This window comes from Pseudomonas sp. PKS, assembly GCF_051913525.1.
Lineage (GTDB): Bacteria > Pseudomonadota > Gammaproteobacteria > Pseudomonadales > Pseudomonadaceae > Aquipseudomonas > Aquipseudomonas guariconensis_D.
The window spans coordinates 18,450-41,984 of sequence record NZ_JBEGDO010000013.1 but is presented as its reverse complement, the minus strand read 5'-3'; the positions used below and the strand labels follow the sequence as shown (position 1 = coordinate 41,984).

Sequence of the window (23,535 nt, the reverse complement as noted above, 5' to 3'; positions counted from 1 at the left end):
GGCGATTCGCCCCCACAGGTTTGGTGGTAAGCTCGCCGACCATGAACATGACCTACAGCTCCCGCCCCGTTGTCCTCTGTCTTTCCGGCCACGACCCCAGTGGCGGCGCCGGCCTGCAGGCAGATATCGAAGCCCTGATCGCCCAAGGCTGTCACGCCGCACCTGCCGTGACCGCCCTGACCGTCCAGGATACCGTCAACGTCTCCGACTTCCGCGTGCTGGACCGCGAGTGGGTTCTGGCACAGGCCAACGCCGTGCTGGCCGACTCCACCGTCGCAGCGGTCAAGCTCGGCATGCTCGGTTCGATCGAAATGGTCGATACCGTCGCCGAACTGCTGGCCGCCCATCCGCACCTGCCACTGGTCTGCGACCCAGTTCTGCGCGCCGGTGGCGGTGGCCGCCTGGGCAAGGACGAAGTCGGCTATGCGCTGCGCGAACGCCTGCTGCCGCTGGCCACCATCGCCACGCCGAACCTGCCTGAAGCCCGGATCCTGGCCGAACTGCCCGAAGGCACCGCGGACGAATGCGCCGAGAAACTTTTGCCGTTCTGTAGACATCTTCTGATTACCGGCGGTCACGGTGACGAGGCACAAATCCATAACCGCCTTTATAGCCGCGACGGTCAACAGCACACCTGGACCTGCGAACGCCTGCCGGGCAGCTACCATGGCTCCGGTTGCACCCTGGCCAGCGCCCTGGCCGGCCGCCTGGCCCTGGGCGAGCAATTGCAAAGCGCAGTGCGCAGCGCCCTGGACTACACCTGGCGCACCCTGCGCGACGCCGAGCAGCTGGGCAAGGGGCAGTTCGTCCCGCGTCGGCTGCCCCTGGACTTCTGCTCCTGATCCATGAGGCCTGACAGATGAAGTTACGCGGTCTGTACGCGATCACCGACAGCCAACTGCTCGCCGGTCGCTTGCTCTCCCACGTCGAGGCAGCCCTCGAAGGCGGCGTTTGCCTGCTGCAGTATCGTGACAAGAGCGACGACGCAGCACGCCGTCTGCACGAAGCCGAAGGCTTGCTCGAGCTCTGCGAGCGCTACGGCACGCAACTGATCATCAACGACGACGCCGCACTGGCCGCGCACTTGGGCGTCGGCGTGCACCTGGGCCAGACCGATGGCCCCCTGACCCCGGCCCGTACCCTGCTCGGCCGCGATGCGATCATCGGCTCCACCTGCCATGCCCAGCTCGAGCTGGCCGAGCAGGCCGCCACCGAAGGCGCCAGCTACGTGGCCTTCGGTCGCTTCTTCAATTCGGTCACAAAGCCCGGCGCGCCAGCGGCCGATATCGCCCTGCTCGCCCAGGCCCGTGCCCGCGTGCAACTGCCGATCGCCGTGATCGGCGGCATCACCCTCGACAACGCCGCCCCCCTGGTCGCCCATGGCGCCGACCTGTTGGCGGTGATCCATGGCTTGTTCGGTGTCGACAGCGCGCAGGAAGTCACCCGTCGCGCCCGCGCCTTCAATGCCCTGTTCGCTTCCTGATTCGAGAGAAATCCCATGTCCCGTTCCGAATCCCTGTTCGCCCAAGCCCAGAAGCACATCCCTGGTGGTGTGAACTCGCCGGTCCGCGCCTTCCGCAGCGTCGGCGGCACCCCGCTGTTCTTCAAGCATGCCGAAGGCGCCTATGTCGTCGACGAAGACGACAAGCGCTACGTTGATTACGTAGGCTCCTGGGGCCCGATGATCCTGGGTCACGGCCATCCGGACGTCCTGGCCTCGGTACGCAAGCAACTCGAACACGGCCTGTCCTACGGCGCCCCGACCGCCATGGAAACCGAGATGGCCGACCTGGTCTGCTCGATCGTGCCATCCATGGAGATGGTGCGCATGGTCAGCTCCGGTACCGAGGCGACCATGAGCGCCATCCGCCTGGCCCGTGGCTACACCGGCCGCGATGCGATCATCAAGTTCGAAGGCTGCTACCACGGCCACTCCGACAGCCTGCTGGTCAAGGCCGGCTCCGGCCTGCTGACCCAGGGTGTACCGAGCTCGGCCGGTGTGCCGGCGGACTTCGCCAAGCACACCCTGACCCTGCCGTTCAACGACATCGCCGCCGTCGAGAAGACCCTGAGCGAAGTCGGCCAGACCGTCGCCTGCATCATCGTCGAACCCGTCGCCGGCAACATGAACTGCGTACCGCCAGCACCGGGTTTCCTCGAAGGCCTGCGCGAGCAGTGCGATAAACACGGCGTGGTGCTCATCTTCGACGAAGTGATGACCGGTTTCCGTGTCTCCCTCGGCGGCGCCCAAGGCTACTACGGCATCAAGCCGGACCTGTCGACCTTCGGCAAGATCGTCGGCGGCGGCATGCCGGTTGGCTGCTTCGGCGGCAAGCGCGAGATCATGGAATGCATCGCCCCGCTCGGCCCGGTTTACCAGGCCGGCACCCTGTCGGGTAACCCGCTGGCCATGGCGGCGGGCCTGACCACGCTCAAGCTGATCAGCCGTCCAGGCTTCCATGACGAACTGACCGCCTTCACCTCCCGCATGCTCGACGGCTTGCAACAGCGCGCCGATGCTGCTGGCGTACCGTTCGTCACCACCCAGGCCGGTGCCATGTTCGGCCTGTACTTCAGCGGCGCCGACGACATCGTCACCTTCGATGACGTGATGGGCAGCGACGTGGAACGCTTCAAGCGCTTCTTCCACCTGATGCTTGAGGGCGGCGTGTACCTGGCGCCAAGCGCCTTCGAGGCAGGCTTCACCTCCATTGCCCACGGCGACAAGGAGTTGCAGATCACCCTGGACGCCGCCGAAAAAGCCTTCGCCGCACTGAAGTAATTACCAGCCTGCCTCGACTTCTGCACGGGTGTGCCGCTCCCACAAGTTCAACGCATAACTTGTCGGAGCGGGCACACCCGTGCAGAAGCCGAGGCAGGCAATAAATGTGCTGTGCAATCGACAAAGGCTTCTCAATAGAGAATTTCGAGTAAAACTTTGTAAGGTAGGCGCTGCTTATCCCATAATGTGCCACCAGAGACATTGGCCGCAGCTTTGCAGAGGTAAGTCGATCCCCATGAACCGCACCGGCCGCGCCCTTACCCTGGGCTGCCTGCTGCTTCTTCAGCCCCTGCTGGCCTTGGCAGAGGGCGGCAACTCGTTGCTGATTCCAGCGACGGGACGCTGCACCCTCGATACACAGCCCGAGGACCTGCAGAACGCCCTGAAGGCTTGCGAACGGACGGCGGAGTCGGGCAATGCCCAGGCGCAATACGAACTGGGTGAGTTCTACTACAGTGGCAACCAGGCGCCCAAAGACCTGAAAAAAGCCGTCAACTGGTTCGAGAAAGCCTCATTGCAAGGCCAGGCCCAGGCGCAATACCGCCTCGGCTCGATGTTCTTCCATGGTGAAGGCGTTCCGGCCAACAACGTTCAGGCCTACATTCTGCTGAAGATGGCAGCGGTCAACGGCGACGAAGACGCCCTGGACCTGGCCGACGAAGTCACCGAGCAGATGCCCCGCGACGAACTCGAACATGCCACCCAGGTGCTCGGCCAGATCTTCCGCAAATACCTGCTGGAACTGCAAAACGCCGAAGGGCGCACGCCCTTCTCCCCCCTGCCCTGATGGGCCGACCTACTTCTCCGGCATCGGCATCGGGAACGGCATCACGTTGCCGCCACCCTTGGCCTCGCTGATCTTCGCCGTCCCCAGTCGCTCCACCTCGTCGATACGCACGATCGAATGCATCGGCACGAAACTGCGCACCACACCTTCGAACTGCGCCTTGAGCTTCTCTTCGCTGGGGTCGACCACGACCTGGGTGCGCTCGCCGAAGACGAACTCCTCGATTTCAAGAAAGCCCCACAGATCACTCTGGTAGATCTGCTTGGCATACATCTCGAAGACCTGGCCCTGGTTGAGGAAGATCACTTTGTAGATGGCGGGTTCGCGTTTGCTCATGATCGAAGAAGACGACACCGTGATAGGAAAATGGCCGGCATCATAGCAGACCGCTTGCCCTGTTAAGCACCCGGTGCCACCTCTATACTGTGCGGCCTTTCAGCACCCGCAGCAGATGATTTGCCATGGCCAAGAAGCTCTATATTGAAACCCACGGTTGCCAGATGAACGAGTACGACAGCTCGCGCATGATCGACCTGCTGGGCGAACACCAGGCCCTGGAAGTCACCGAGCGCCCCGACGACGCCGATGTCATCCTGCTCAACACCTGTTCGATCCGCGAGAAAGCGCAGGATCAGGTGTACTCCAAGCTCGGCCGCTGGCGCGCCCTGAAGGACCGCAACCCAGAAATGGTCATCGCCGTCGGCGGTTGCGTGGCCAGCCAGGAAGGCGAAGCCCTGCGCAAGCGCGCGCCTTACGTCGATGTGGTATTCGGTCCACAGACCCTGCACCGCCTGCCGGAAATGATCGACGCCGCACGCACCACCCGGGTACCGCAAGTCGATGTGTCGTTCCCGGAAATCGAAAAGTTCGATCACCTGCCCGAGCCCCGCATCGACGGCCCGACCGCATTCGTCTCGGTCATGGAGGGCTGCAGCAAGTACTGCACCTTCTGCGTCGTGCCCTATACCCGTGGCACCGAGGTCAGTCGCCCGTTCGACGACGTGCTGGCCGAGGTCATCCACCTGGCCGAGAACGGCGTACGCGAAATCACCCTGCTGGGCCAGAACGTCAACGGCTATCGCGGCCTGACCCACGATGGCCGTCTGGCGGACCTCGCCGAGCTGATCCGCGTGGTGGCGGCGGTCGACGGGATCGAACGGATCCGCTACACCACCTCGCACCCACTGGAGTTTTCCGACAGCCTGATCCAGGCCCACGCCGAGGTGCCGCAACTGGTCAAGCACCTGCACCTGCCGGTACAGGCTGGCTCCGACCGCGTTCTGGCGGCCATGAAGCGCAACCACACGATCCTCGAGTACAAGTCCAAGCTGCGCAAGCTCAAGGCTGCGGTGCCGGACATCTGCATCAGCTCGGACTTCATCGTCGGCTTCCCCGGCGAGACCGAGAAGGACTTCGAGCAAACCATGAAGCTGGTGGCCGAGATCGGTTTCGACTTTTCCTTCTCGTTCGTCTACAGCGCACGCCCTGGCACCCCGGCCGCGGAGCTTGTGGACGATACGCCCGAGGAGGTCAAGAAACAGCGCCTGCAGCTGCTGCAACACCGCATCGACCAGCAGGGCTTTGAAATCAGCCGACGCATGGTCGGCAGCGTCCAGCGCATCCTGGTCACCGACTTCTCCAAGCGCGACCCGGGCAAGCTGCAAGGCCGTACGGAGAATAATCGAATCGTCAACTTCCACTGCGACAATCCTGGGCTGATCGGCCACCTGGTGGATGTGCGCATCGAAGAGGCCAAGCCGCATTCGCTGGTCGGCTCGTTGATTGAATGATGATCGGTGGTGGCCTTTTCACAGGAGACCCTGCTCCCACCGAATGGCGGTGAACCTCGTGGGAGCGGGTTTACCCGCGCCTACGCCACCACAGATACCTGTCCCTTGATCGTTTCAGTGCTTTCGCCACTGCCCTTCAAGGGTTATTCTTGAGTTCACATCCATTGCCGTCGAGCGGCTAAAAACGACCTTGAACGCACCCATACAACCTCATCGTTTCATCCTCGAACCCTTCGAGGCCCACCGCTTCGCCAACTTGTGCGGCCAGTTCGACGAGCACCTGCGCCTGATCGAACAACGCCTGGCCATCGAGATCCGCAACCGCGGCAACCAGTTCGAACTGATTGGCGAACCCAAGACCACTTCTGCCGCCGAGCAATTGCTGCGTCGCCTCTATCGCGAAGCCAAAGCTTCCGAACTGTCGCCGGAAACCGTCCACCTGTACCTGCAGGAATCGACCGTCGAGAACCTCGACAACCCAGCGGTCAACGAGGTCAGCGTCTCGCTGCGCACGCGCAAGGGCAACATTCGCCCGCGCGGGGTCAACCAGCAGCGCTACGTCAAGGAAATCCTGGCCAACGACATCAACTTCGGCATCGGTCCGGCCGGTACCGGCAAGACCTACTTGGCCGTAGCCTGCGCTGTGGATGCCTTGGAGCGCGAACAGGTGCGCCGCATCCTGCTGGTGCGCCCGGCAGTGGAAGCCGGCGAGAAACTCGGCTTCCTGCCTGGCGACCTGGCCCAGAAGATCGACCCGTACCTGCGCCCGCTCTATGACGCGCTCTACGAGATGCTCGGTTTCGAACACGTGGCCAAGTTGATCGAGCGCCAAGTCATCGAAATCGCCCCGCTGGCCTACATGCGCGGCCGCACCTTGAACAACAGCTTCATCATCCTCGACGAAAGCCAGAACACCACCCTGGAGCAGATGAAGATGTTCCTCACCCGCATCGGCTTCGGCTCGACAGCGGTGATCACCGGCGATATCACCCAGGTCGACCTGCCGCGCGGCACCAAGTCGGGCCTGGCCCATGTAATCGAGGTGCTCAAGGACGTGCCGGGCATCAGCTTTACCCACTTCCAGCCCAAGGATGTGGTCCGCCACCCGTTGGTGCAACGTATCGTCGAAGCCTACGACCGCTTCGACGCGCGCCAGGCAAAGCCCGAGGTCCCCGGCAAAGATGCTTGAACTCGACCTGCAACGGGCCACGGATGCTGCTGCCCCCGATGACGCTGCCTTCCGCCGCTGGTGCGAGCTGGCGCTGCGCCAGCGCACCGCCGACTCGGAAATGACCATTCGCCTGGTCGATGAACCCGAAGGCCGTGAGCTGAATCGCACCTACCGGCACAAGGACTACGCCACCAACGTGCTGTCCTTCCCCGCCGACGTTCCCGATGACCTGCTCGATATCCCCCTGCTGGGCGACTTGGTCATCTGCGTGCCAGTGGTCGAGCGCGAAGCCACCGAGCAAGGCAAGTCGCTCGAAGCCCACTGGGCGCACCTGGTCATCCATGGCTGCCTGCACCTGCTTGGCTACGATCATATCGAAGACGACGAAGCCGAGGAGATGGAAGCCCTGGAACGAACCTTGCTGGCTGAACTGGGTCACCCGGACCCGTACGCCGACGACGAAATCACACAACCTGACAACTGAAAAGGATCACGAGTAACCGCCATGAGCGAAGACCGATCGAGCAATGGGCAGAAGTCCTGGCTGGGTAAACTGACCCAGGCTTTTGCCCATGAGCCGAAAAACCGCCAGGAGCTTCTCGAGCTGCTGCGCGAAGCCCATCAGAACAAGCTGCTCGACAGCGAAGCGCTGACCATCGTCGAAGGCGCCATCCAGGTCGCCGACCTGCAGGTGCGTGACATCATGGTGCCGCGCTCGCAGATGATCAGCATCAAGGCCAGCCAGTCCCCACGCGAGTTCCTGCCAGCGGTGATCGATGCCGCGCACTCGCGCTACCCGGTGATCGGCGAAGGCCATGACGATGTGCTCGGGATCCTCCTGGCCAAGGACCTGCTGCCGCTGATCCTCAAGGAGAACGGCGACAGCTTCAACATCAAGGACCTGCTGCGCCCGGCCACCTTCGTGCCGGAGTCCAAGCGCCTGAACGTGCTGCTGCGCGAATTCCGCGCCAACCACAACCACATGGCCATCGTCATCGACGAATATGGTGGCGTGGCGGGCCTGGTGACCATCGAGGACGTGCTCGAGCAGATCGTCGGCGACATCGAGGACGAGCACGACGTCGAGGAAGACAGCTACATCAAGCCACTGCCCAGTGGCGACTTCCTGATCAAGGCCCTGACCCCGATCGAGAACTTCAACGAGTTCTTCGACTCCGAGTTCTCCGACGATGAGTTCGATACTGTGGGCGGCCTGGTAATGAGCGCCTTCGGCCACCTGCCCAAGCGCAACGAGACCACCGAGATCGGGGCCTACAAGTTCCGTATTCTCAACGCCGACAGCCGGCGGATACACTTGCTGCGCCTGACCCCGATCACCCGTTAAGGACAAACATGCGTTGGATCACCCGCCCCGGCTGGCCCGGTAACCTGCTGGCCCTGGCGGCCGGCGCATCGACCCTCCTGGCCCTGGCGCCGTTCGACATCTGGCCACTGGCGCTGCTGTCCATCGCCCTGCTCTACCTCGGCCTGCGCGAGCTCAGCCCGCGCCAGGCCATGTGGCGTGGCTGGTGGTTCGGTTTCGGCCTGTACGGTGCCGGCACCTGGTGGATCTACGTCAGCATGAACACCTACGGCGGCGCCTCCCCGGCGCTGGCGATCGCGCTGCTGGTGGCCTTCTTCGCCGCCCTGGCCTGGTTCTTCGCCCTGCCCACCTGGCTATGGGCGCGCTGGCTGCGCCGAAATGAGGCGCCCCTGGCCGATGCCCTGTGCTTCGCCGCCCTATGGCTGCTGCAGGAAGCCTTCCGCGGCTGGTTCCTGACCGGTTTCCCGTGGTTGTACGCAGGCTACAGTCAGCTCGACGGCCCCCTGGCCGGCCTGGCACCGCTGGGCGGCGTGTGGCTGATCTCCTTTGTCCTGGCACTGAGCGCCGCGCTGCTGTGCAACCTGCACCGCCTGCGTGGGCGCCCCTCGTTCCTGGTGGTGGGAGTGATAGTGCTGCTGGCGCCCTGGGTGATCGGCATGGCGCTCAAGGGGCACGCCTGGACCCAGCCCTCCGGTGATCCACTGAAGGTTGCCGCGCTGCAGGGCAATGTCGAGCAGGACCTGAAATGGGACCCGGCGCACATCGATGCGCAACTGGCGCTTTACCGCGACATGAGCTTCAGCTCCAAGCCAGTGGACTTGCTGGTCTGGCCGGAAACCGCCGTACCAGTGCTCAAGGACCAAGCCCAGGGCTACATCGACGTGATGGGGCGTTTTGCCGCCGATCGGCATTCGGCACTGATCACCGGGGTGCCAGTGCGTGAAGTGGTGCACCATCAGCGCCGCTACTACAACGGCATCACCGTGACCGGCGAGGGCGACGGCACCTATCTCAAGCAGAAGCTTGTGCCCTTTGGCGAATACGTACCGCTACAGGACATGCTCCGTGGGCTGATCGAGTTCTTCAACCTGCCGATGTCGGACTTCGCCCGCGGCCCGGCGGACCAGCCCTTGCTGCAGGCCAAGGGCTATCAGGTTGCGCCGTTCATCTGTTACGAGGTGGTCTATCCCGAGTTCGCAGCCGGCCTGGCCGCACGCAGCGACTTGCTGCTGACCATCAGCAACGACACCTGGTTCGGCACCTCCATCGGCCCCCTGCAACACCTGCAAATGGCCCAGATGCGTGCCCTCGAGGCCGGACGCTGGATGATTCGCGCCACCAACAATGGCGTCACCGCGTTGATCGACCCCTTCGGCAAGATCACTGCGCAGATCCCGCAGTTCCAGCAAGCCGTCCTCTACGGGGATGTGGTGCCAATGCAACAACTGACGCCGTACCTGCAATGGCGCTCCTGGCCGCTGGCAATTCTCTGCGCGCTGCTGCTGGGCTGGGCGCTCCTGGCGAGCCGGATCGCCAAGACTGTGTGAACCTCCAGGGGCCGCATTGCGGCCCCCATGCGATCAGTAGAACAACCGATACCCCACCAACCCCATCGCCTCGTTGAGCAACTGCCCGCTGCGCCACACCGCCCGGCCATCGGGTAGCAAGCCGGCGAACGGCTGCGCATGATCCTTGCCCAGGAACCCGACCGGCGCCGGCACCACCTCGAACCCCGCCTGCTCGAAACTCCAGCGCGAGCGCTGCATGTGCCAGGCCTGGGTTACCAGCACCACGCGACGCACGCCTTGGGGTTGCACCAGTCGTGCGCTGAACTGGGCGTTCTCCCAGGTAGTGCGGCTGGCCTCTTCCTTCCAGCGCACGTCAACGCCAAAGTCCGCCTTCATGCGATCAGCCATCAACTGCGCCTCGCTCGGCGGCGTGCCGTAGTGAAGTCCACCAGTGGTCAACACCGGCAGCCCCGAGGCCTTGGCCAGCTGCGCGGCATACCGCATGCGCTCAAGCGCGGTACCGGTCGGCTGGTCCTCTTCTCCCCAGGCCGGGTCGCCACGCTCACGCCCGGCGCCCAGCACCACGATCGCGTCGGCTCGCCCTGCCAGTGCCGCCCATTGCGCCATCGGCAATGGCGCCTCGGTCTCCAGCTGCCGGGCCGCCTGCTGCACCACCAGCGGCAGACTCATCAGCCACAAACCACCCAGGCCAAGAGCAAAGCACAGGGCCGCCAGACGCGGGCGTCGCGTGCGCAGCCACCAGGCTGCCAGCAGGAGCAGAAACAGCACACCGGGGGGCAGCAACCATTGCTTGATGAAATAGCGAAGCGGCATGCACGGTCCTCCTGGAAAGGTGTGCAGCCTAAGAGGATCGGCGCCGGGCAACAAGTGCGCGTCCGGCGCCGATCATTGAGCAGTTTAAGTTGAGTACCGGCGCACGACGGTCTGCGCCTGGAATCCAGAACGGCTAGCGGGACAGCGTCCGGGATCTCGCCGTGGTGGCGGGGCGTTTCTGGTCCTTGAGCCAGACGATCTTCGCCGACGTCGGCTCCGGTTGCTGGTAAGCACCGGCGCTGGCGAAACGACCTTCCGGGAGGGTTTCCAGGTAGGCCTTGATCACTTCGAACTCGGCGTGGCTCAGCCCACGCAGTTCCAGTTCAGCTGGCATCTCGTCGCGTAATCGTACGGAGGTTTTGGCCACTTCGAGTGCCAAGCCCAGGCGGTCGATCAAGCGTTCGTATAGCTCCGGTTTGATTGCGGGTAGCTGCGACTCTCCCATCCGTTCACCTCATTGAAGATAAGAATATCTCCCCCAAAGATGAGCTTAGCGTCACTCTGAAAAGCAGCCCGGTGCCGCGACCAACGGCCCCGGGGCCGCATTCAAGGTTTCCCACGATGCGCGGCGCTCATGTATGCTACGGCGTTCACTCAACGACACCGCAGTGCCGGACGCAGCGAGGTTCCGCTGCCTGGAAACAGGGTCCTTATCTCTCTCAGCACAAAGTAGCCATGCACGAACAATACACGCCCCGTGATATAGAAGCCGCCGCCCAGACCTTCTGGGACGAGCAACAATCGTTCGCTGTCACCGAACAGCCAGGCAAGGACACCTACTATTGCCTGTCGATGTTCCCGTACCCGAGCGGCAAGCTACACATGGGCCACGTGCGCAACTACACCATCGGTGACGTGATCGCCCGCTACCAGCGCATGCAGGGCAAGAACGTCCTGCAACCAATGGGTTGGGATGCCTTCGGCATGCCGGCCGAAAACGCCGCGATGAAGAACAACGTCGCCCCGGCCAAGTGGACGTACGAAAACATCGACTACATGAAGTCCCAGCTCAAGAGCCTGGGCCTGGCGATCGACTGGTCGCGTGAAGTCACTACCTGCAAGCCGGACTACTACCGCTGGGAACAGTGGCTGTTCACCCGCCTGTTCGAAAAAGGCGTCATCTACCGCAAGAACGGCACCGTCAACTGGGACCCGGTCGACCAGACCGTACTGGCCAACGAGCAAGTCATCGACGGCCGCGGCTGGCGTTCGGGCGCGCTGATCGAGAAGCGCGAAATCCCGATGTACTACTTCCGCATCACCGACTACGCCGACGAGTTGCTGGAAAGCCTCGACGAATTGCCGGGCTGGCCTGAGCAGGTCAAGACCATGCAGCGCAACTGGATCGGCAAGTCCCGCGGCATGGAAGTGCAGTTCCCCTACGACCAGGCGAGCGTCGGCCACGAAGGCACCCTCAAGGTCTTCACCACTCGTCCGGACACCCTGATGGGCGCGACCTACGTCGCGGTCGCCGCCGAGCACCCGCTGGCCACCCAGGCCGCCCAGGGCAACCCGGCACTGCAGGCGTTCATCGATGAATGCAAGAGCGGCAGCGTCGCCGAGGCCGACATGGCCACCCAGGAGAAGAAGGGCATGCCTACTTCCCTGTTCGTCCAGCACCCGCTGACTGGCGAAAAGCTGCCGGTCTGGGTCGCCAACTACGTGCTGATGCACTATGGCGATGGCGCCGTGATGGCTGTTCCGGCCCACGATGAGCGCGACTTCGAGTTCGCCCACAAGTACAACCTGCCGCTCAAGGCCGTGGTTCGCACCAGCGCCGGCGACGACGTCGGCAGCGAGTGGCTGGCCGCCTACGGCGAGCACGGCCAACTGATCAACTCCGGCGAATTCGACGGCCTGGACTTCGAAGGCGCCTTCGACGCCATCGAAGCCGCGCTGATCCGCAAGCAACTGGGCAAATCGCGTACCCAGTTCCGCCTGCGCGACTGGGGCATCAGCCGCCAGCGCTATTGGGGCTGCCCGATCCCGATCATCCACTGCCCATCCTGCGGCGATGTGCCAGTACCGGAAGACCAATTGCCGGTCACCCTGCCCGAGAACGTGGTGCCGGACGGTGCCGGCTCGCCTCTGGCGCGCATGCCTGAATTCTACGAATGCAGCTGCCCGAAATGCGGCGCCGCGGCCAAGCGCGAAACCGACACCATGGACACCTTCGTCGAGTCGTCCTGGTACTTCGCCCGCTATGCCTCGCCAAACTACGAAGGCGGCATGGTCGACCCCAAAGCGGCCAACCACTGGCTGCCGGTCGATCAGTATATCGGCGGTATCGAGCACGCCATCCTGCACCTGCTCTACGCGCGCTTCTTCCACAAGCTGATGCGCGACGAAGGCCTGGTCACTTCCAACGAGCCGTTCAAGAACCTGCTGACCCAGGGCATGGTCGTCGCCGAGACCTACTACCGCACCGCCAGCAACGGCGGCAAGGACTGGTTTAACCCGGCCGACGTCGAGGTCGAGCGTGACGCCAAGGCCAAGATCATCGGCGCCCGCCTGAAGACCGACGGTCTGCCGGTGGAAATCGGCGGCACCGAGAAGATGTCCAAGTCCAAGAACAATGGCGTGGACCCACAGGCCATGATCGACGCCTACGGCGCTGACACCTGCCGTCTGTTCATGATGTTCGCCTCGCCGCCCGACATGAGCCTGGAGTGGTCCGACTCCGGTGTCGAAGGTGCCAGCCGCTTCCTGCGCCGCGTATGGCGCCTGGCCCAGGCCCACGTGAGCCAGGGTCTGCCTGGCAAGCTGGACGTCACCGCACTGGACGATGCACAGAAAGCTATCCGCCGCGCTATCCACGCCGCCATCAAGCAGGCCACCACCGACGTGGGCCAGTACCACAAGTTCAATACCGCCATCGCCCAGGTGATGACTGTGATGAACGTGCTGGAAAAAGCCCCGCAAGCCACCGAGCAGGACCGCGCCCTGCTGCAGGAAGGCCTGGAAGCCGTGACCTTGCTGTTGGCCCCGATCACGCCGCACATCAGCCATGAGCTGTGGAAGCACCTGGGTCACGACCAGGCCGTGATCGATGCCACTTGGCCAAGCGTCGACGAAAGCGCCTTGGTCCAGGACAGCATCACCCTGGTGGTCCAGGTCAACGGCAAGCTGCGTGGCCAGGTCGAAATGCCCGCCAGCGCCAGCCGTGAAGAGATCGAAGCCGCCGCCCGCAGCAACGAGAACGTCCTGCGCTTCATCGATGGCCTGACCATCCGCAAGGTCATCGTGGTGCCGGGCAAGCTGGTCAACATCGTCGCCAACTGATGGCAACGCCCGCCTGCGCATGTCGCGGGCGGGCGGAATCGGCCCACAAGGGAGCTACAACATGATCAAACGCAATCTGCTGGTAATGGGCCTGGCCGTCGTGCTCAGCGCCTGCGGTTTCCAGCTGCGCGGCACCGGCACCACCGAGCTGAGCATCAAGGAAATGGACCTGCGCGCGCGCAATGCTTATGGCGAGACCGTGACCGAGCTGCGCGAAACCCTCAAGCGCAACGGTGTCAACGTCCACTCAGGCGCCCCCTACCGCCTGGTGCTGGCCGACGAGCAGCAAACCCAGCGCGCCGCCACCTACAGCAGCGGCAATCGATCGGTCGAATACGAACTCACCACCGTGCTCAATTACAGCATGCTGGGTCTGAACGACATTCCACTGCTGAGCGACAAGGTCGAAGTGCGCAAGATCTACGTGCACGACGGCGACAACATCACCGGCTCCGACCAGGAAGCCACCCAGGCCCGCAAGGAAATGCGCCGCGATCTGCTCCAGGCCATGATCGTTCGCCTGCAAATGATGACCCCAGCACAGCTGGACGACCTGCAGCGCAAAGCAGAAGAACGCGCCAAGGCCGAAGCCCAGGCCCAGGAGGCGGCCCGCCGCCAGCAGGACGAAACGCCGCAGCAATCCCCAATGGAAGTTCCGGCCAACTGACCGAGGCCGAACGGGGCACCTTCGGGTGCCCCCGCATCCACCATGAAGCTCTCCCCCGCCCAACTCAACAAACACCTGCAAGGTGCCCTGGCCCCGGTCTACGTGGTCAGCGGCGACGATCCGCTGCTCTGCCAGGAAGCCGCCGACGCCATCCGTACCGCGGCTCGCCAGCAAGGCTTCGACGAACGCCAGGTGTTCAGTGCCGACGCCAATTTTGACTGGGGCACGCTGCTCCAGGCCGGCGCCAGCCTTTCCTTGTTCGCCCAGAGGCGCCTGCTGGAGCTGCGCCTGCCGTCGGGCAAGCCCGGCGACAAGGGCGCTGCCGCGTTGATGGAGTACTGCGCCAACCCCGCCGAGGACACCTTGCTGCTGATCAGCCTGCCCAAACTCGACGGCAGCGCGCAGAAGACCAAATGGGGCAAGGCGCTGATCGAAGGCCAGCATTGCCAATTCATCCAAATCTGGCCGGTCGACGCCCAGCAACTGCCACAGTGGATCAACCAGCGCCTGTCCCAGGCCGGATTGTCCGCCCAACGTGACGCGGTCGACCTGATCGCCGCGCGGGTTGAGGGCAACCTGCTGGCCGCCGCCCAAGAGATCGAAAAACTCAAGTTGTTGGCCGAAGGCAACCAGATCACGGTGGAAACCGTGCAGGCCGCCGTAGCCGACAGCGCTCGCTTCGACGTGTTCGGGCTGGTCGATGCCATCCTCAACGGCGAGGCGGCCCACGCCCTGCGCATGCTGGAAGGCTTGCGCGGCGAAGGGGTCGAGCCACCAGTCATCCTCTGGGCCCTGGCGCGCGAGTTGCGCCTGCTGGCTGGGCTTGCCCAGCAATTCAGCCAAGGCGTGCCGCTGGACAAGGCCTTCAGCCAGGCGCGACCACCTGTGTGGGATAAACGCCGACCTCTGGTCAGCAAAGCTCTCCAGCGCCTGTCCGCGCAGCGTTGGGCGCAGTTGCTGCAGGATGCCCAGCGCATCGACGCACAGATCAAGGGTCAGGCCGAGGGCTCCCCCTGGACGGGGCTGGCGCGGCTGTCGCTGCTGATGGCCGGTCAGCGCCTGGCGCTGCCTGCCGAGTAGGTTGGTCTGCGCAATCCCTGTAGGGGGTGGCGAAGCCTGCAATGGGCTGCACAGCAGCCCCAACCACCAGAGGTCATGGGCTGAAAAATCTGCAAGCCAGCCCCTATCTGCCCATAAATACAATCAATTGGCTCCTGCCCTACCCTGGTCTTACAGTGCGCCGCGACATCCACCCAACCAGGGTCTCCGCCATGAGCAAGAAGCCGAAAAAACACGGCCCGAACAAAGCCAAGTCCATCGTCGCCCAGCCACTGTTCCGCTGCCGCCAGGAACGACCGAACAAGGGCAAAGGCAGCTACCGCCGCGAAGCCTTCCAATCGAGAGATTGGGAGGCTTCTTGCTTTTTGGCCGCATGAAGGCAGGAACCCCCCAGTCATGATATGGTCGGCACCTGAACCGCAATTCTGGATCTGTGCATGCCCTTTCGTCTGTCCCTGCGTTGGCCTTCTCGCCAGCTGATCGCAGCCTCCAGCTTCATCCTGCTCGTTGCCTGTGCGGAAAAACCCACCGCCGCCGACGCCTTGCCGCTGGCCCCCGCGCAGCCTGCGCCGAACGTGACCCTGCCGGGCACCACGCCCGACACCAGCAACGAAATCCAGCCCCTGCAAACCTTCGCCCAATGGCAGGCAGGCTTCCGCCAGCAGGCGTTGCAAGCCGGCATCAGTGCCAACACCTTCGATCGCGCCTTCCTAGGCGTCACACCCGACATGGACGTGATCAAGGCCGATCGCAGCCAACCCGAATTCGCCCGCCCGGTGTGGGAATACCTAGACGGCGCCCTATCGCCGCTGCGTGTGCGCAACGGCAAGAAGCTGCTCGAGCAACATGCCGAGTTGTTGTCGCGCATCGAGCAGCGCTATGGCGTGGACCGCCAGGTGCTGGTATCGGTCTGGGGTATGGAAAGCAACTTCGGCCAGTTCCAGGGCAACAAATCGGTGATCCGCTCCCTGGCCACCCTGGCCTACGAAGGCCGTCGTCCGACCTTCGCCCAGGACCAACTGATTGCCGCCCTGCAGATCCTGCAGAACGGCGACATCCAGCCGGAGGCCATGCGCGGCTCCTGGGCCGGCGCCATGGGCCAGACCCAATTCATTCCGACCACCTACAACACCCACGCGGTGGACTTCGACGGCGACGGCCGTCGCGATATCTGGAACAGCACTGCCGATGCCCTGGCCTCCACGGCCCACTACCTGCAAAGCTCGGGCTGGAAACGTGGCCAGCCGTGGGGCTTCGAAGTGCAAGTGCCCGCAGGCTTCGACTACTGGCTGGCCGATGGCGTCCAGCGCAAGAGCGTCAGCGAATGGCTGCAACTGGGCGTGAAACTGCCAGCCGGCACCCAACTGCCGGCCGGCAGCAGCCAGCTGTCCGCCGCCCTGCTGCTGCCGGCAGGAGCTCGTGGCCCGGCGTTCCTGGTGCTGGATAACTTCAGGGCGATCCTGAAGTACAACAACTCCTCGTCCTACGCCCTGGCGGTCAGCCTGCTGGGCGATCGCTTCTATGGCTGGGGCTTCATCGCTGGCAGTTGGCCCAAGGACGACCTGCCACTGAGCCGTAGCGAACGCATCGAACTGCAGGATCTTCTCAACGCCAGCGGCCACGAGGCCGGCAATGCCGATGGCATCATTGGCGCCAATACCCGCAAGGCCATCCGCAATGCCCAGCAGGCACTGGGTTGGCCGGCAGATGGGTATCCGACTCACAAGCTGCTCGACAGCCTGCGTCGCCGGTAACCCGGTAACGAGCGCAGCCCTGTGGGAGTGGGTACACCCGCTTCCACAGGTTCCATGCCAGTCTCAAGGCCAGCACCCAGGCTCTATCGCTCAAACAAAGACTGCTCCAATGACAGCTGCATGGCCTGACTGTCCAACCTCACCCTGGCCCCCAGCGGCAGACACAGGTTGGGGTCACAATGCCCACTGCGCCACCCCGCCAGTACCGGGATGCCCAACGGCCCGAAGATATCCTTCAGCAGCGGCGTCATCGCCGGCACGGTGATTCCGGCAAAATCGCCCACCAGCACACCTCGAACCCCCTCCAGCTTGCCGGCAAGACGCAATTGGGTCAGCAGCCGGTCAACGCGGTACAGCGGCTCGTTGACGTCCTCGATGAACAGGATGCAGCCCTGGCTGTCGATCTCGCCCACCGTCCCCAAGGTCGCACACAGCACCGATAGATTGCCGCCCAGCAAACGCCCGCTGGAAACACCAGGGGTCACGCAGGTCAGTGGGTAGGTATCGGGATGGGCCAGCATGTCACCCTGCCTGACCTTGCCGCCCAGTTGATCGAACAATGAACTGATCGTCGGCTCCTGCTTCGCGCCGAGCAGATCGGCATTGAGCATGCCGCCATGGAAGGTGATGAGCCCAGCGTGGCGTTGGAGCGCTGTGTGTAGGGCAGTGATATCGCTGTAGCCGATCAGCGGCTTGGGGTGCCGGCGGATCAGGTCGAAATCGAGTCGATCCAATAGGCGCATGCTGCCATAGCCACCGCGCATGCACAGGATGGCGTCGATTTCAGGATCGGCAAACGCCCCATGCAAGTCATCCAGACGCTGCTGGTCTGGGCCCGCCAGATAGCCTTCGGCCTGACTGACGCCCGGAAACAGGCGGCACTGGTAGCCTCGGTCGGCAAACCACTGGCTTGCCTTGCGCCCGTCCAACCGGGCCGGGCCTGCCGGGGCGACGATGGCAAAACAGGCATTACCGGGCAGCGCTGCAGGCAGAGATGCATCCAGGGTTTCAACGCAGTTCATCGAACAGTTCCTTGCACGTACTGGGGCAGTTCCCGGAAACAAAAATGCCGATGCCGCCTTCCGGCGTGCATCGGCATTGATCACTCAGCCAGGCTCAGAGCTTGATCTTGGCTTCGTGGGCCTGTTGGTCGGCGTGGTACGAAGAGCGCACCAGAGGGCCGGAGGCAACGTTCTTGAAGCCCATCTTGTACCCTTCCTCGGCGAACCAGGCAAAGGTGTCCGGGTGCACGAATCGCTGCACCGGCAAGTGGCTGCGCGAAGGCTGCAGGTACTGGCCCAGGGTCAGCATGTCGATGTCATGCTCGCGCATGCGATGCATCACTTCGATGACCTCTTCGTCGGTCTCGCCAAGGCCGAGCATCAGGCCAGACTTGGTCGGTACATGCGGGACCATCTGCTTGAACTTCTGCAGCAGGTCCAGCGACCAGTCGTAGTCCGAACCCGGACGCGCGGCCTTGTACAGGCGCGGTACAGTCTCGAGGTTGTGGTTGAATACATCCGGCGGCTCCTGGGCGGTGATTTCCAGGGCAACGTCCATGCGACCACGGTAGTCCGGCACCAGGGTCTCCAGCTGGATGCCAGGCGACAGGGCGCGGATTTCGCGGATGCAGTCGGCGAAGTGCTGAGCACCGCCGTCACGCAGGTCGTCGCGGTCCACCGAGGTGATGACCACGTACTTCAGGCGCAGGTCGGCGATGGCCACAGCCAGGTTCTTAGGCTCGTCGAGGTCCAGCGGCTTCGGCCGGCCGTGGCCGACGTCACAGAACGGGCAGCGACGGGTGCAGATGTCACCCATGATCATGAAGGTCGCGGTACCGCCGGAGAAGCACTCGCCCAGGTTCGGGCAGGAGGCTTCTTCGCACACGCTGTGTAGCTTGTGCTTGCGCAGCAGTTGCTTGATGCGGTCGACCTCCGGGGAAACCGGGATGCGCACGCGAATCCAGTCCGGCTTCTTCGGCAGCTCTTCGGTAGGGATGATCTTGACCGGGATACGCGCGACCTTTTCAGCACCGCGCAGCTTCACGCCTGCTTCGACTTTCTTTGGCGCGGGACGCGCGGCGGCGTCCTGGGTGGGTACCGGGTTCGGCACGGCTTCTTGCACAGTTGTTGTCATATTCAGTCGATTCCGCCCGTGAGGGTCGTCTGCTCAGCATAGTCGAGGTGCTTGACCAGCTGTCCGCGCAGCCTTGTCCTGACCTCGGAGAGTTCGATCGGACCTGCCAGGTCACGCAACTGGGTCATCGCCAGCCCCGCATACCCACAGGGGTTGATTCGGCGGAATGGCGCAAGGTCCATGTCCACGTTCAGGGCAAGGCCGTGGAACGAACGGCCATTGCGGATTCGAAGGCCGAGGGAGGCGATCTTCGCCCCATCGACATAGACGCCAGGCGCATCGGGCTTGGCCACGGCATGGACGTCATAGCTGGCCAGCAGGTCGATCAGGCTGTGCTCGATCCGGCTGACCAGCTCGCGTACACCAAACCCCAGGCGACGAACATCCAGCAACAGGTAGGCCACCAGTTGGCCGGGGCCATGATAAGTCACCTGGCCACCACGGTCGGTCTGCACCACCGGGATGTCGCCGGGGACCAACAGGTGCTCGGCCTTGCCGGCCTGGCCCTGGGTAAAGACCGAGGGGTGCTCGACCAGCCAGATTTCGTCCTGGCTGTCCGGGCTGCGCTGCTCGGTAAAGCGCCGCATGGCCTCCAGCACCGGTTCATAGGGCTGCAGGCCAAGATCGCGAAAACCGAGGCAGGAAGGCATCAGAGCACCATTTTCACGATGCCGGTCGCGCGCAGGGCGCTGTTGATATCGTGCAGCTGGTTCTCGCTTTCGGCAACGATGTGCAACTGCACCGTGGTGTACTTGCCTTCCTTGCTCTGGCGCTCGGCCAGGGTGGACAGATCGACCTTGGCATACTTGCTCAGGATCTCGATCACGGTGTCCTTGAAACCAACCACGGTATCGCCGATTACCTTGATCGGGTAATCGTCGCAAGGGAATTCGATCTTGTGCGACTTGACGTCAGGTTCGCTCATGGCGGAAACGGCCTCGTAAGCCGTGGCAACAACAACGCCCCCGCAGGATACGCAGGGGCGTGCAGGTCACGTATCAGTTGAACAACCCGTAGAAGAACAGACGGATGCTATCCCACATACGGCGGAAGAAACCACCTTCCTCGACGCCGTCGAGGGCGATGAGGTCGGCGCTGTGAACCACTTTCTCGTCCAGTTTGACTTCAACTTTACCGATCACGTCACCTTTGGCGATCGGGGCGGTCAGTTGCGGGTTCATGGTCATCGAAGCTTGCAGACGCTTCAATTGGCCTTTAGGCATAGTCAGGGTCAGGTCGTTGGCAAGACCGGCCTTCACCTGGCTGGTGGCGCCTTTCCAGACCGGGGACTGGGTCAGCTCGGTGCCCTTCTGGTAGAAGGTCTGGGTTTCGAAGAAGCGGAAGCCGTAGGTCAGCAGCTTCTGGGTCTCGGCGGCGCGGGACTGCTCGCTGTTGGTGCCGAACACCACGGCGATCAGACGCTGGCCGTCGCGAACGGCCGAAGCCACCATGCAGTAGCCGGCTTCGTCGGTGTGGCCGGTCTTCAGACCGTCGACGGTCTTGTCACGCCACAGCAGCAGGTTGCGGTTCGGCTGTTTGATGTTGTTCCAGTAGAACTCTTTCTGCGAGTAGATCGCATAGTGGGCCGGATCTTCGTCGATGATCGCGCGCGCCAGCAGGGCCATGTCGTGGGCCGAGGAGTAGTGCTCCGGGTTCGGCAGGCCGGTGGGGTTCATGAAGTGGCTGTTGCTCATGCCCAGGTCGGCGGCGGTCTTGTTCATCATGTCGGCGAAGGCGTCTTCGCTGCCGGCGATGTGCTCGGCCAGTGCGACGGAGGCGTCGTTGCCCGACTGGATGATGATGCCGTGCAGCAGGTCGCTGACGCTGACCTGGCTGCCGACCTTGATGAACATGCGCGAGCCGCCGGTGCGCCAGGCGTTCTCGCTGACGGTGACCGGGTCGTTCTCGCCGATCTGGCCACGACGGATATCCAAGGTGGCGATGTAGGCGGTCATCAGCTTGGTCAGGCTGGCCGGCGGCAGGCGTTCGTCACCGTTGTTCTCGACCAGCACGTTGCCGCTGGACGCATCCATGAGTACATAGGACTTGGCGGCCAGTTGCGGTGGCGCTGGCATCATTTGCTCTGCTGCGAAGGCAGCAGGCATGATCATCAGCAGAACGGGCAGGCAAAGTCGTTTGGCAAGGTTGGTGATGTTCATCCGTCTCTCGAAAATCGCTAATGGTCTGATGTTCCCTGGGACACATCGTGTGCCCAGCGCCAGTCAGGCTAGTTTTGCGGCCATGGGCCTGGCCCGCAGAATGCGGCTTTGTGTCGCGGCGGGCAAAAGCCGACATTGTACATGGGAGCGCCCGGCAATTCATGACAAAACCGACAGCTTGAGTGGCAAGCTTCAAGTCACAAGGAAAAGCCAGCCCCCTCTTCTTGCCGCTTGCCGCTCGTCGCTCGTCGCTCCGCTAAATCAGTCGGCAGTGACCAGCTTGGCCTGCCCCAGGTTGGCCAGGCGAATGCTGTCCTGGGCCTGCTGGATCTCGCCCTGGCTGTTGATTGGCCCAAGGCGCACACGGTGCAGGGTCTGCTGGTTGCGCACGATGGAGCTGATGAACACCGGCGCACTGACCATGGTGCTCAGCTTGGCGCGCAGCAACTCGGCGGCATCGGGGTTGGCGAAGGCGCCCACCTGCAGGAAGCTGCCACCGTTGCCGGCAGGTACATTGTTGCCACCCACCTGCACCGGCACTACGGGTGCCGCATGTTGCTGCGGTGGCGGGGTCCACTGCTCGACTCGGCCGGTGTTGGCCGGAATCGCCTGGGTCTGGGCGACCTGGGGCTCCTTGAGCACCATCGGTGGCTGCTGGCCCCGCTGGGCCCACCACTGCTGCGGGTCGATGCCTTCGACGCGCACGTGCGCCGTGCCGATCTCGGCGTAGCCGAGCTTCTTCGCCGCCGCGTAGGAAAGGTCGATGATACGGTCGGAATAGAACGGACCACGGTCGTTGACGCGCAGGATCACGCTGCGGCCGTTGGCCAGGTTGGTCACCCGCACGTAGGCAGGCAGCGGCAAGGTCTTGTGCGCCGCGCTCATGCCGTAGAGGTCGTAGAGCTCGCCATTGGCGGTGTTCTGGCCGTGGAACTTGGTGCCGTACCACGACGCCGTCCCCTCGGCGCGGTAGTTGCGCGAGTCCTGCATCGGGTAGTAGGTCTTGCCCAGCACGGTGTAAGGGTTGGCTTTGTAAGGACCGGTATGCACGGTCGGCGTAGCATCAGGAATCTTGTTGACGTCCACGTCCCACCAGGGCGCACCATCCTTGTGGGCGCGGTTGATGTCCAGCCCTGGCTTGGAGCGAACGACATTGCCGCTCTGCTGAGCCGGTCGGCTGGAGGAACAGCTGACCAGCAGCATGCCGACAGTCATGCAGGTCAGCAGCTTGAATGTATTGGCAGAGATGATTGCGCGCATTACTTGACGCCCCGTGCTTGAACCAGCTGTTCCGAGAGCTGATGCACAGCCATGGCGTACATCACGCTGCGGTTGTAACGCGTGATCGCGTAGAAATTCTTCAGGCCCATCCAGTATTCAGGGCCATTGTCGCCCTCCAGGCGGAAGGCGGTCACAGGCAGATCATCGCGCAGCGCATCATGACTCGACCAACCCAGGGCTCGCAACTCCCCGACGGTCTTGACCGGCTCGATACCCGTGGTCAGCCCTTCGTCGGCGCGCTCGCCGAGCACCAGGGCACGACTGACCACTGGCTCACCGGCCACCCAACCGTGACGCTTGAAGTAACTGGCGACACTGCCGATGGCATCGGTGGGGTTGTTCCAGATATTGATGTGGCCGTCGCCGTCGAAATCCACGGCATAGCTGCGGAAGCTGCTGGGCATGAATTGCGGCAGGCCCATGGCCCCGGCGTAGGAACCCTTCAGGGTCAGCGGGTCGAGTTGCTCTTCACGGGCCAGCAGGAGGAACTCTCGCAGTTCCTTGCGGAAGAATTCCGAACGTGGCGGGTAATCGAAGCCCAGGGTCGACAAGGCATCGATCACCCGGTAGTTACCGGTATTGCGGCCGAAAAAGGTTTCGACGCCAATGATCGCGACGATCACCTGGGCCGGCACGCCGTATTCCTGCTCGGCGCGGGCCAGCGCCTCCTCGTGCTGGCGCCAGAAGTCCACGCCACGGGCGATGCGCGCATCGGTGATGAACATCGGCCGATATTCCTTCCACGGCTTGACCCGCTCGGCCGGACGCGAGATCGCATCGAGAATCGACTGCTTGCGCTGCACCTCACGGAACACGCCCATCAATTGCTCACCGGCGAAGCCGTAGTCGCGGGTCATTTCGCCGACGAACTCGGCCACTTGGGGCGAGCCATCATAATCACCGGCATTGGCCTGCTGGACTGCGCCGAACAAACCCATCGCGCCAATCCACGGCGCACAACGGGCAGCCCAGCCACGCACTACTTGCATGAAATTCTTCAC

General features: G+C 63.4%; 25 protein-coding genes. 14 read left to right on the top strand and 11 right to left on the bottom strand.

Going from position 1 to position 23,535, the window contains the following annotated elements:
* Window positions 1-41 precede the first annotated feature (41 nt).
* The 4 genes from ABOA88_RS14735 (at window position 42) to ABOA88_RS14720 (ending at window position 3,569) form a co-directional block, all read left to right on the top strand.
* Window positions 42-842, top strand: a complete 801-nt coding sequence (locus tag ABOA88_RS14735) for a hydroxymethylpyrimidine/phosphomethylpyrimidine kinase (protein WP_043211219.1) — start codon at window positions 42-44, stop codon at window positions 840-842.
* A 17-nt stretch (window positions 843-859) separates the two neighbouring features.
* Window positions 860-1,483 carry a thiamine phosphate synthase gene (thiE, locus tag ABOA88_RS14730; protein ID WP_196170170.1) on the top strand — a complete coding sequence of 208 codons (624 nt, stop codon included), beginning with the start codon at window positions 860-862 and terminating at the stop codon, window positions 1,481-1,483.
* Window positions 1,484-1,498: 15 nt separating this feature from the next.
* A complete protein-coding gene (gene hemL, locus ABOA88_RS14725) occupies window positions 1,499-2,782 on the top strand; it encodes a glutamate-1-semialdehyde 2,1-aminomutase (protein ID WP_043211216.1) in 1,284 nt (427 codons plus the stop codon).
* Between the two features lie 235 nt (window positions 2,783-3,017).
* Window positions 3,018-3,569 carry a tetratricopeptide repeat protein gene (locus tag ABOA88_RS14720; protein WP_367851774.1) on the top strand — a complete coding sequence of 184 codons (552 nt, stop codon included), beginning with the start codon at window positions 3,018-3,020 and terminating at the stop codon, window positions 3,567-3,569.
* A 9-nt stretch (window positions 3,570-3,578) separates the two neighbouring features.
* Here ABOA88_RS14720 and ABOA88_RS14715 read toward each other — a convergent pair whose 3' ends face one another.
* Window positions 3,579-3,905, bottom strand: a complete 327-nt coding sequence (locus ABOA88_RS14715; protein ID WP_043211213.1) for a DUF1820 family protein — start codon at window positions 3,903-3,905, stop codon at window positions 3,579-3,581.
* 125 nt (window positions 3,906-4,030) lie between these two features.
* On the opposite strand from ABOA88_RS14715, the gene miaB reads away from it, so the two are divergent.
* The 5 genes from miaB to lnt all read left to right on the top strand — a co-directional run bounded on the left by miaB (window position 4,031) and on the right by lnt (window position 9,401).
* Window positions 4,031-5,359 carry a tRNA (N6-isopentenyl adenosine(37)-C2)-methylthiotransferase MiaB gene (miaB, locus tag ABOA88_RS14710; protein ID WP_367851775.1) on the top strand — a complete coding sequence of 443 codons (1,329 nt, stop codon included), beginning with the start codon at window positions 4,031-4,033 and terminating at the stop codon, window positions 5,357-5,359.
* A 190-nt stretch (window positions 5,360-5,549) separates the two neighbouring features.
* Window positions 5,550-6,548 carry a PhoH family protein gene (locus ABOA88_RS14705; RefSeq protein WP_043211210.1) on the top strand — a complete coding sequence of 333 codons (999 nt, stop codon included), beginning with the start codon at window positions 5,550-5,552 and terminating at the stop codon, window positions 6,546-6,548.
* Window positions 6,541-7,014 carry an rRNA maturation RNase YbeY gene (gene ybeY / locus ABOA88_RS14700; RefSeq protein WP_196164611.1) on the top strand — a complete coding sequence of 158 codons (474 nt, stop codon included), beginning with the start codon at window positions 6,541-6,543 and terminating at the stop codon, window positions 7,012-7,014. The genes ABOA88_RS14705 and ybeY overlap by 8 nt, the downstream gene beginning before the upstream one ends.
* 21 nt (window positions 7,015-7,035) lie before the next feature.
* The gene (locus ABOA88_RS14695) at window positions 7,036-7,875 is read left to right on the top strand and encodes an HlyC/CorC family transporter (RefSeq protein WP_043211207.1); all 840 of its coding nucleotides are present in this window, start codon (window positions 7,036-7,038) and stop codon (window positions 7,873-7,875) included.
* A gap of 8 nt (window positions 7,876-7,883) precedes the next feature.
* Window positions 7,884-9,401, top strand: coding sequence for an apolipoprotein N-acyltransferase (gene lnt / locus ABOA88_RS14690; RefSeq protein ID WP_367851776.1), 1,518 nt, complete (start codon window positions 7,884-7,886; stop codon window positions 9,399-9,401).
* A gap of 33 nt (window positions 9,402-9,434) precedes the next feature.
* On the opposite strand, the gene ABOA88_RS14685 is transcribed toward lnt, so the two are convergent.
* Together ABOA88_RS14685 and ABOA88_RS14680 are read right to left on the bottom strand one after the other, a co-directional pair.
* Window positions 9,435-10,196 carry a YdcF family protein gene (locus ABOA88_RS14685; RefSeq protein WP_367851777.1) on the bottom strand — a complete coding sequence of 254 codons (762 nt, stop codon included), beginning with the start codon at window positions 10,194-10,196 and terminating at the stop codon, window positions 9,435-9,437.
* A 133-nt stretch (window positions 10,197-10,329) separates the two neighbouring features.
* Window positions 10,330-10,641, bottom strand: coding sequence for a hypothetical protein (locus ABOA88_RS14680; RefSeq protein ID WP_196170176.1), 312 nt, complete (start codon window positions 10,639-10,641; stop codon window positions 10,330-10,332).
* A gap of 230 nt (window positions 10,642-10,871) precedes the next feature.
* Between ABOA88_RS14680 and leuS the strand changes: the two genes are divergently transcribed.
* The 4 genes from leuS (at window position 10,872) to arfA (ending at window position 15,581) form a co-directional block, all read left to right on the top strand.
* Window positions 10,872-13,478 (top strand): leucine--tRNA ligase, encoded by a 2,607-nt coding sequence (gene leuS / locus ABOA88_RS14675; RefSeq protein ID WP_367851778.1) that lies wholly within the window; start codon window positions 10,872-10,874, stop codon window positions 13,476-13,478.
* Window positions 13,479-13,539: 61 nt separating this feature from the next.
* The gene (locus ABOA88_RS14670; protein WP_196170178.1) at window positions 13,540-14,145 is read left to right on the top strand and encodes an LPS-assembly lipoprotein LptE; all 606 of its coding nucleotides are present in this window, start codon (window positions 13,540-13,542) and stop codon (window positions 14,143-14,145) included.
* A gap of 42 nt (window positions 14,146-14,187) precedes the next feature.
* The gene (gene holA / locus ABOA88_RS14665) at window positions 14,188-15,225 is read left to right on the top strand and encodes a DNA polymerase III subunit delta (RefSeq protein ID WP_196170179.1); all 1,038 of its coding nucleotides are present in this window, start codon (window positions 14,188-14,190) and stop codon (window positions 15,223-15,225) included.
* A gap of 191 nt (window positions 15,226-15,416) precedes the next feature.
* Entirely contained in the window at window positions 15,417-15,581 is a 165-nt protein-coding gene (gene arfA / locus ABOA88_RS14660) for an alternative ribosome rescue factor ArfA (protein WP_196146209.1), read from the top strand.
* Window positions 15,582-15,598: 17 nt separating this feature from the next.
* On the opposite strand, the gene ABOA88_RS14655 is transcribed toward arfA, so the two are convergent.
* Entirely contained in the window at window positions 15,599-15,796 is a 198-nt protein-coding gene (locus ABOA88_RS14655; protein WP_440127981.1) for a YadA-like family protein, read from the bottom strand.
* Between ABOA88_RS14655 and ABOA88_RS14650 the strand changes: the two genes are divergently transcribed.
* Window positions 15,702-16,958: a lytic murein transglycosylase gene (locus ABOA88_RS14650; RefSeq protein WP_367851785.1), complete on the top strand. Its 1,257-nt coding sequence runs from the start codon at window positions 15,702-15,704 to the stop codon at window positions 16,956-16,958. The genes ABOA88_RS14655 and ABOA88_RS14650 overlap by 95 nt on opposite strands.
* Window positions 16,959-17,041: 83 nt before the next feature.
* Here the strand turns inward: ABOA88_RS14650 and ABOA88_RS14645 are convergent, their stop codons facing one another.
* The 7 genes from ABOA88_RS14645 to mltB all read right to left on the bottom strand — a co-directional run bounded on the left by ABOA88_RS14645 (window position 17,042) and on the right by mltB (window position 23,535).
* Complete coding sequence (locus tag ABOA88_RS14645; RefSeq protein ID WP_367851779.1) at window positions 17,042-17,980, bottom strand: S66 peptidase family protein; 939 nt, start codon at window positions 17,978-17,980, stop codon at window positions 17,042-17,044.
* 94 nt (window positions 17,981-18,074) lie between these two features.
* Entirely contained in the window at window positions 18,075-19,094 is a 1,020-nt protein-coding gene (gene lipA / locus ABOA88_RS14640) for a lipoyl synthase (RefSeq protein ID WP_043211188.1), read from the bottom strand.
* 2 nt (window positions 19,095-19,096) lie between these two features.
* On the bottom strand, window positions 19,097-19,744 hold the full coding sequence (gene lipB / locus ABOA88_RS14635) for a lipoyl(octanoyl) transferase LipB (RefSeq protein ID WP_196170182.1): 648 nt from the start codon (window positions 19,742-19,744) through the stop codon (window positions 19,097-19,099).
* A complete protein-coding gene (locus ABOA88_RS14630; protein ID WP_043211184.1) occupies window positions 19,744-20,019 on the bottom strand; it encodes a DUF493 domain-containing protein in 276 nt (91 codons plus the stop codon). The genes lipB and ABOA88_RS14630 overlap by 1 nt, the downstream gene beginning before the upstream one ends.
* 73 nt (window positions 20,020-20,092) lie before the next feature.
* Complete coding sequence (locus ABOA88_RS14625) at window positions 20,093-21,253, bottom strand: D-alanyl-D-alanine carboxypeptidase family protein (RefSeq protein ID WP_043211181.1); 1,161 nt, start codon at window positions 21,251-21,253, stop codon at window positions 20,093-20,095.
* A 261-nt stretch (window positions 21,254-21,514) separates the two neighbouring features.
* A complete protein-coding gene (locus tag ABOA88_RS14620) occupies window positions 21,515-22,513 on the bottom strand; it encodes a septal ring lytic transglycosylase RlpA family protein (protein ID WP_196170183.1) in 999 nt (332 codons plus the stop codon).
* On the bottom strand, window positions 22,513-23,535 hold the full coding sequence (mltB, locus tag ABOA88_RS14615; protein WP_180962724.1) for a lytic murein transglycosylase B: 1,023 nt from the start codon (window positions 23,533-23,535) through the stop codon (window positions 22,513-22,515). Before mltB ends, ABOA88_RS14620 begins: the two co-directional genes overlap by 1 nt.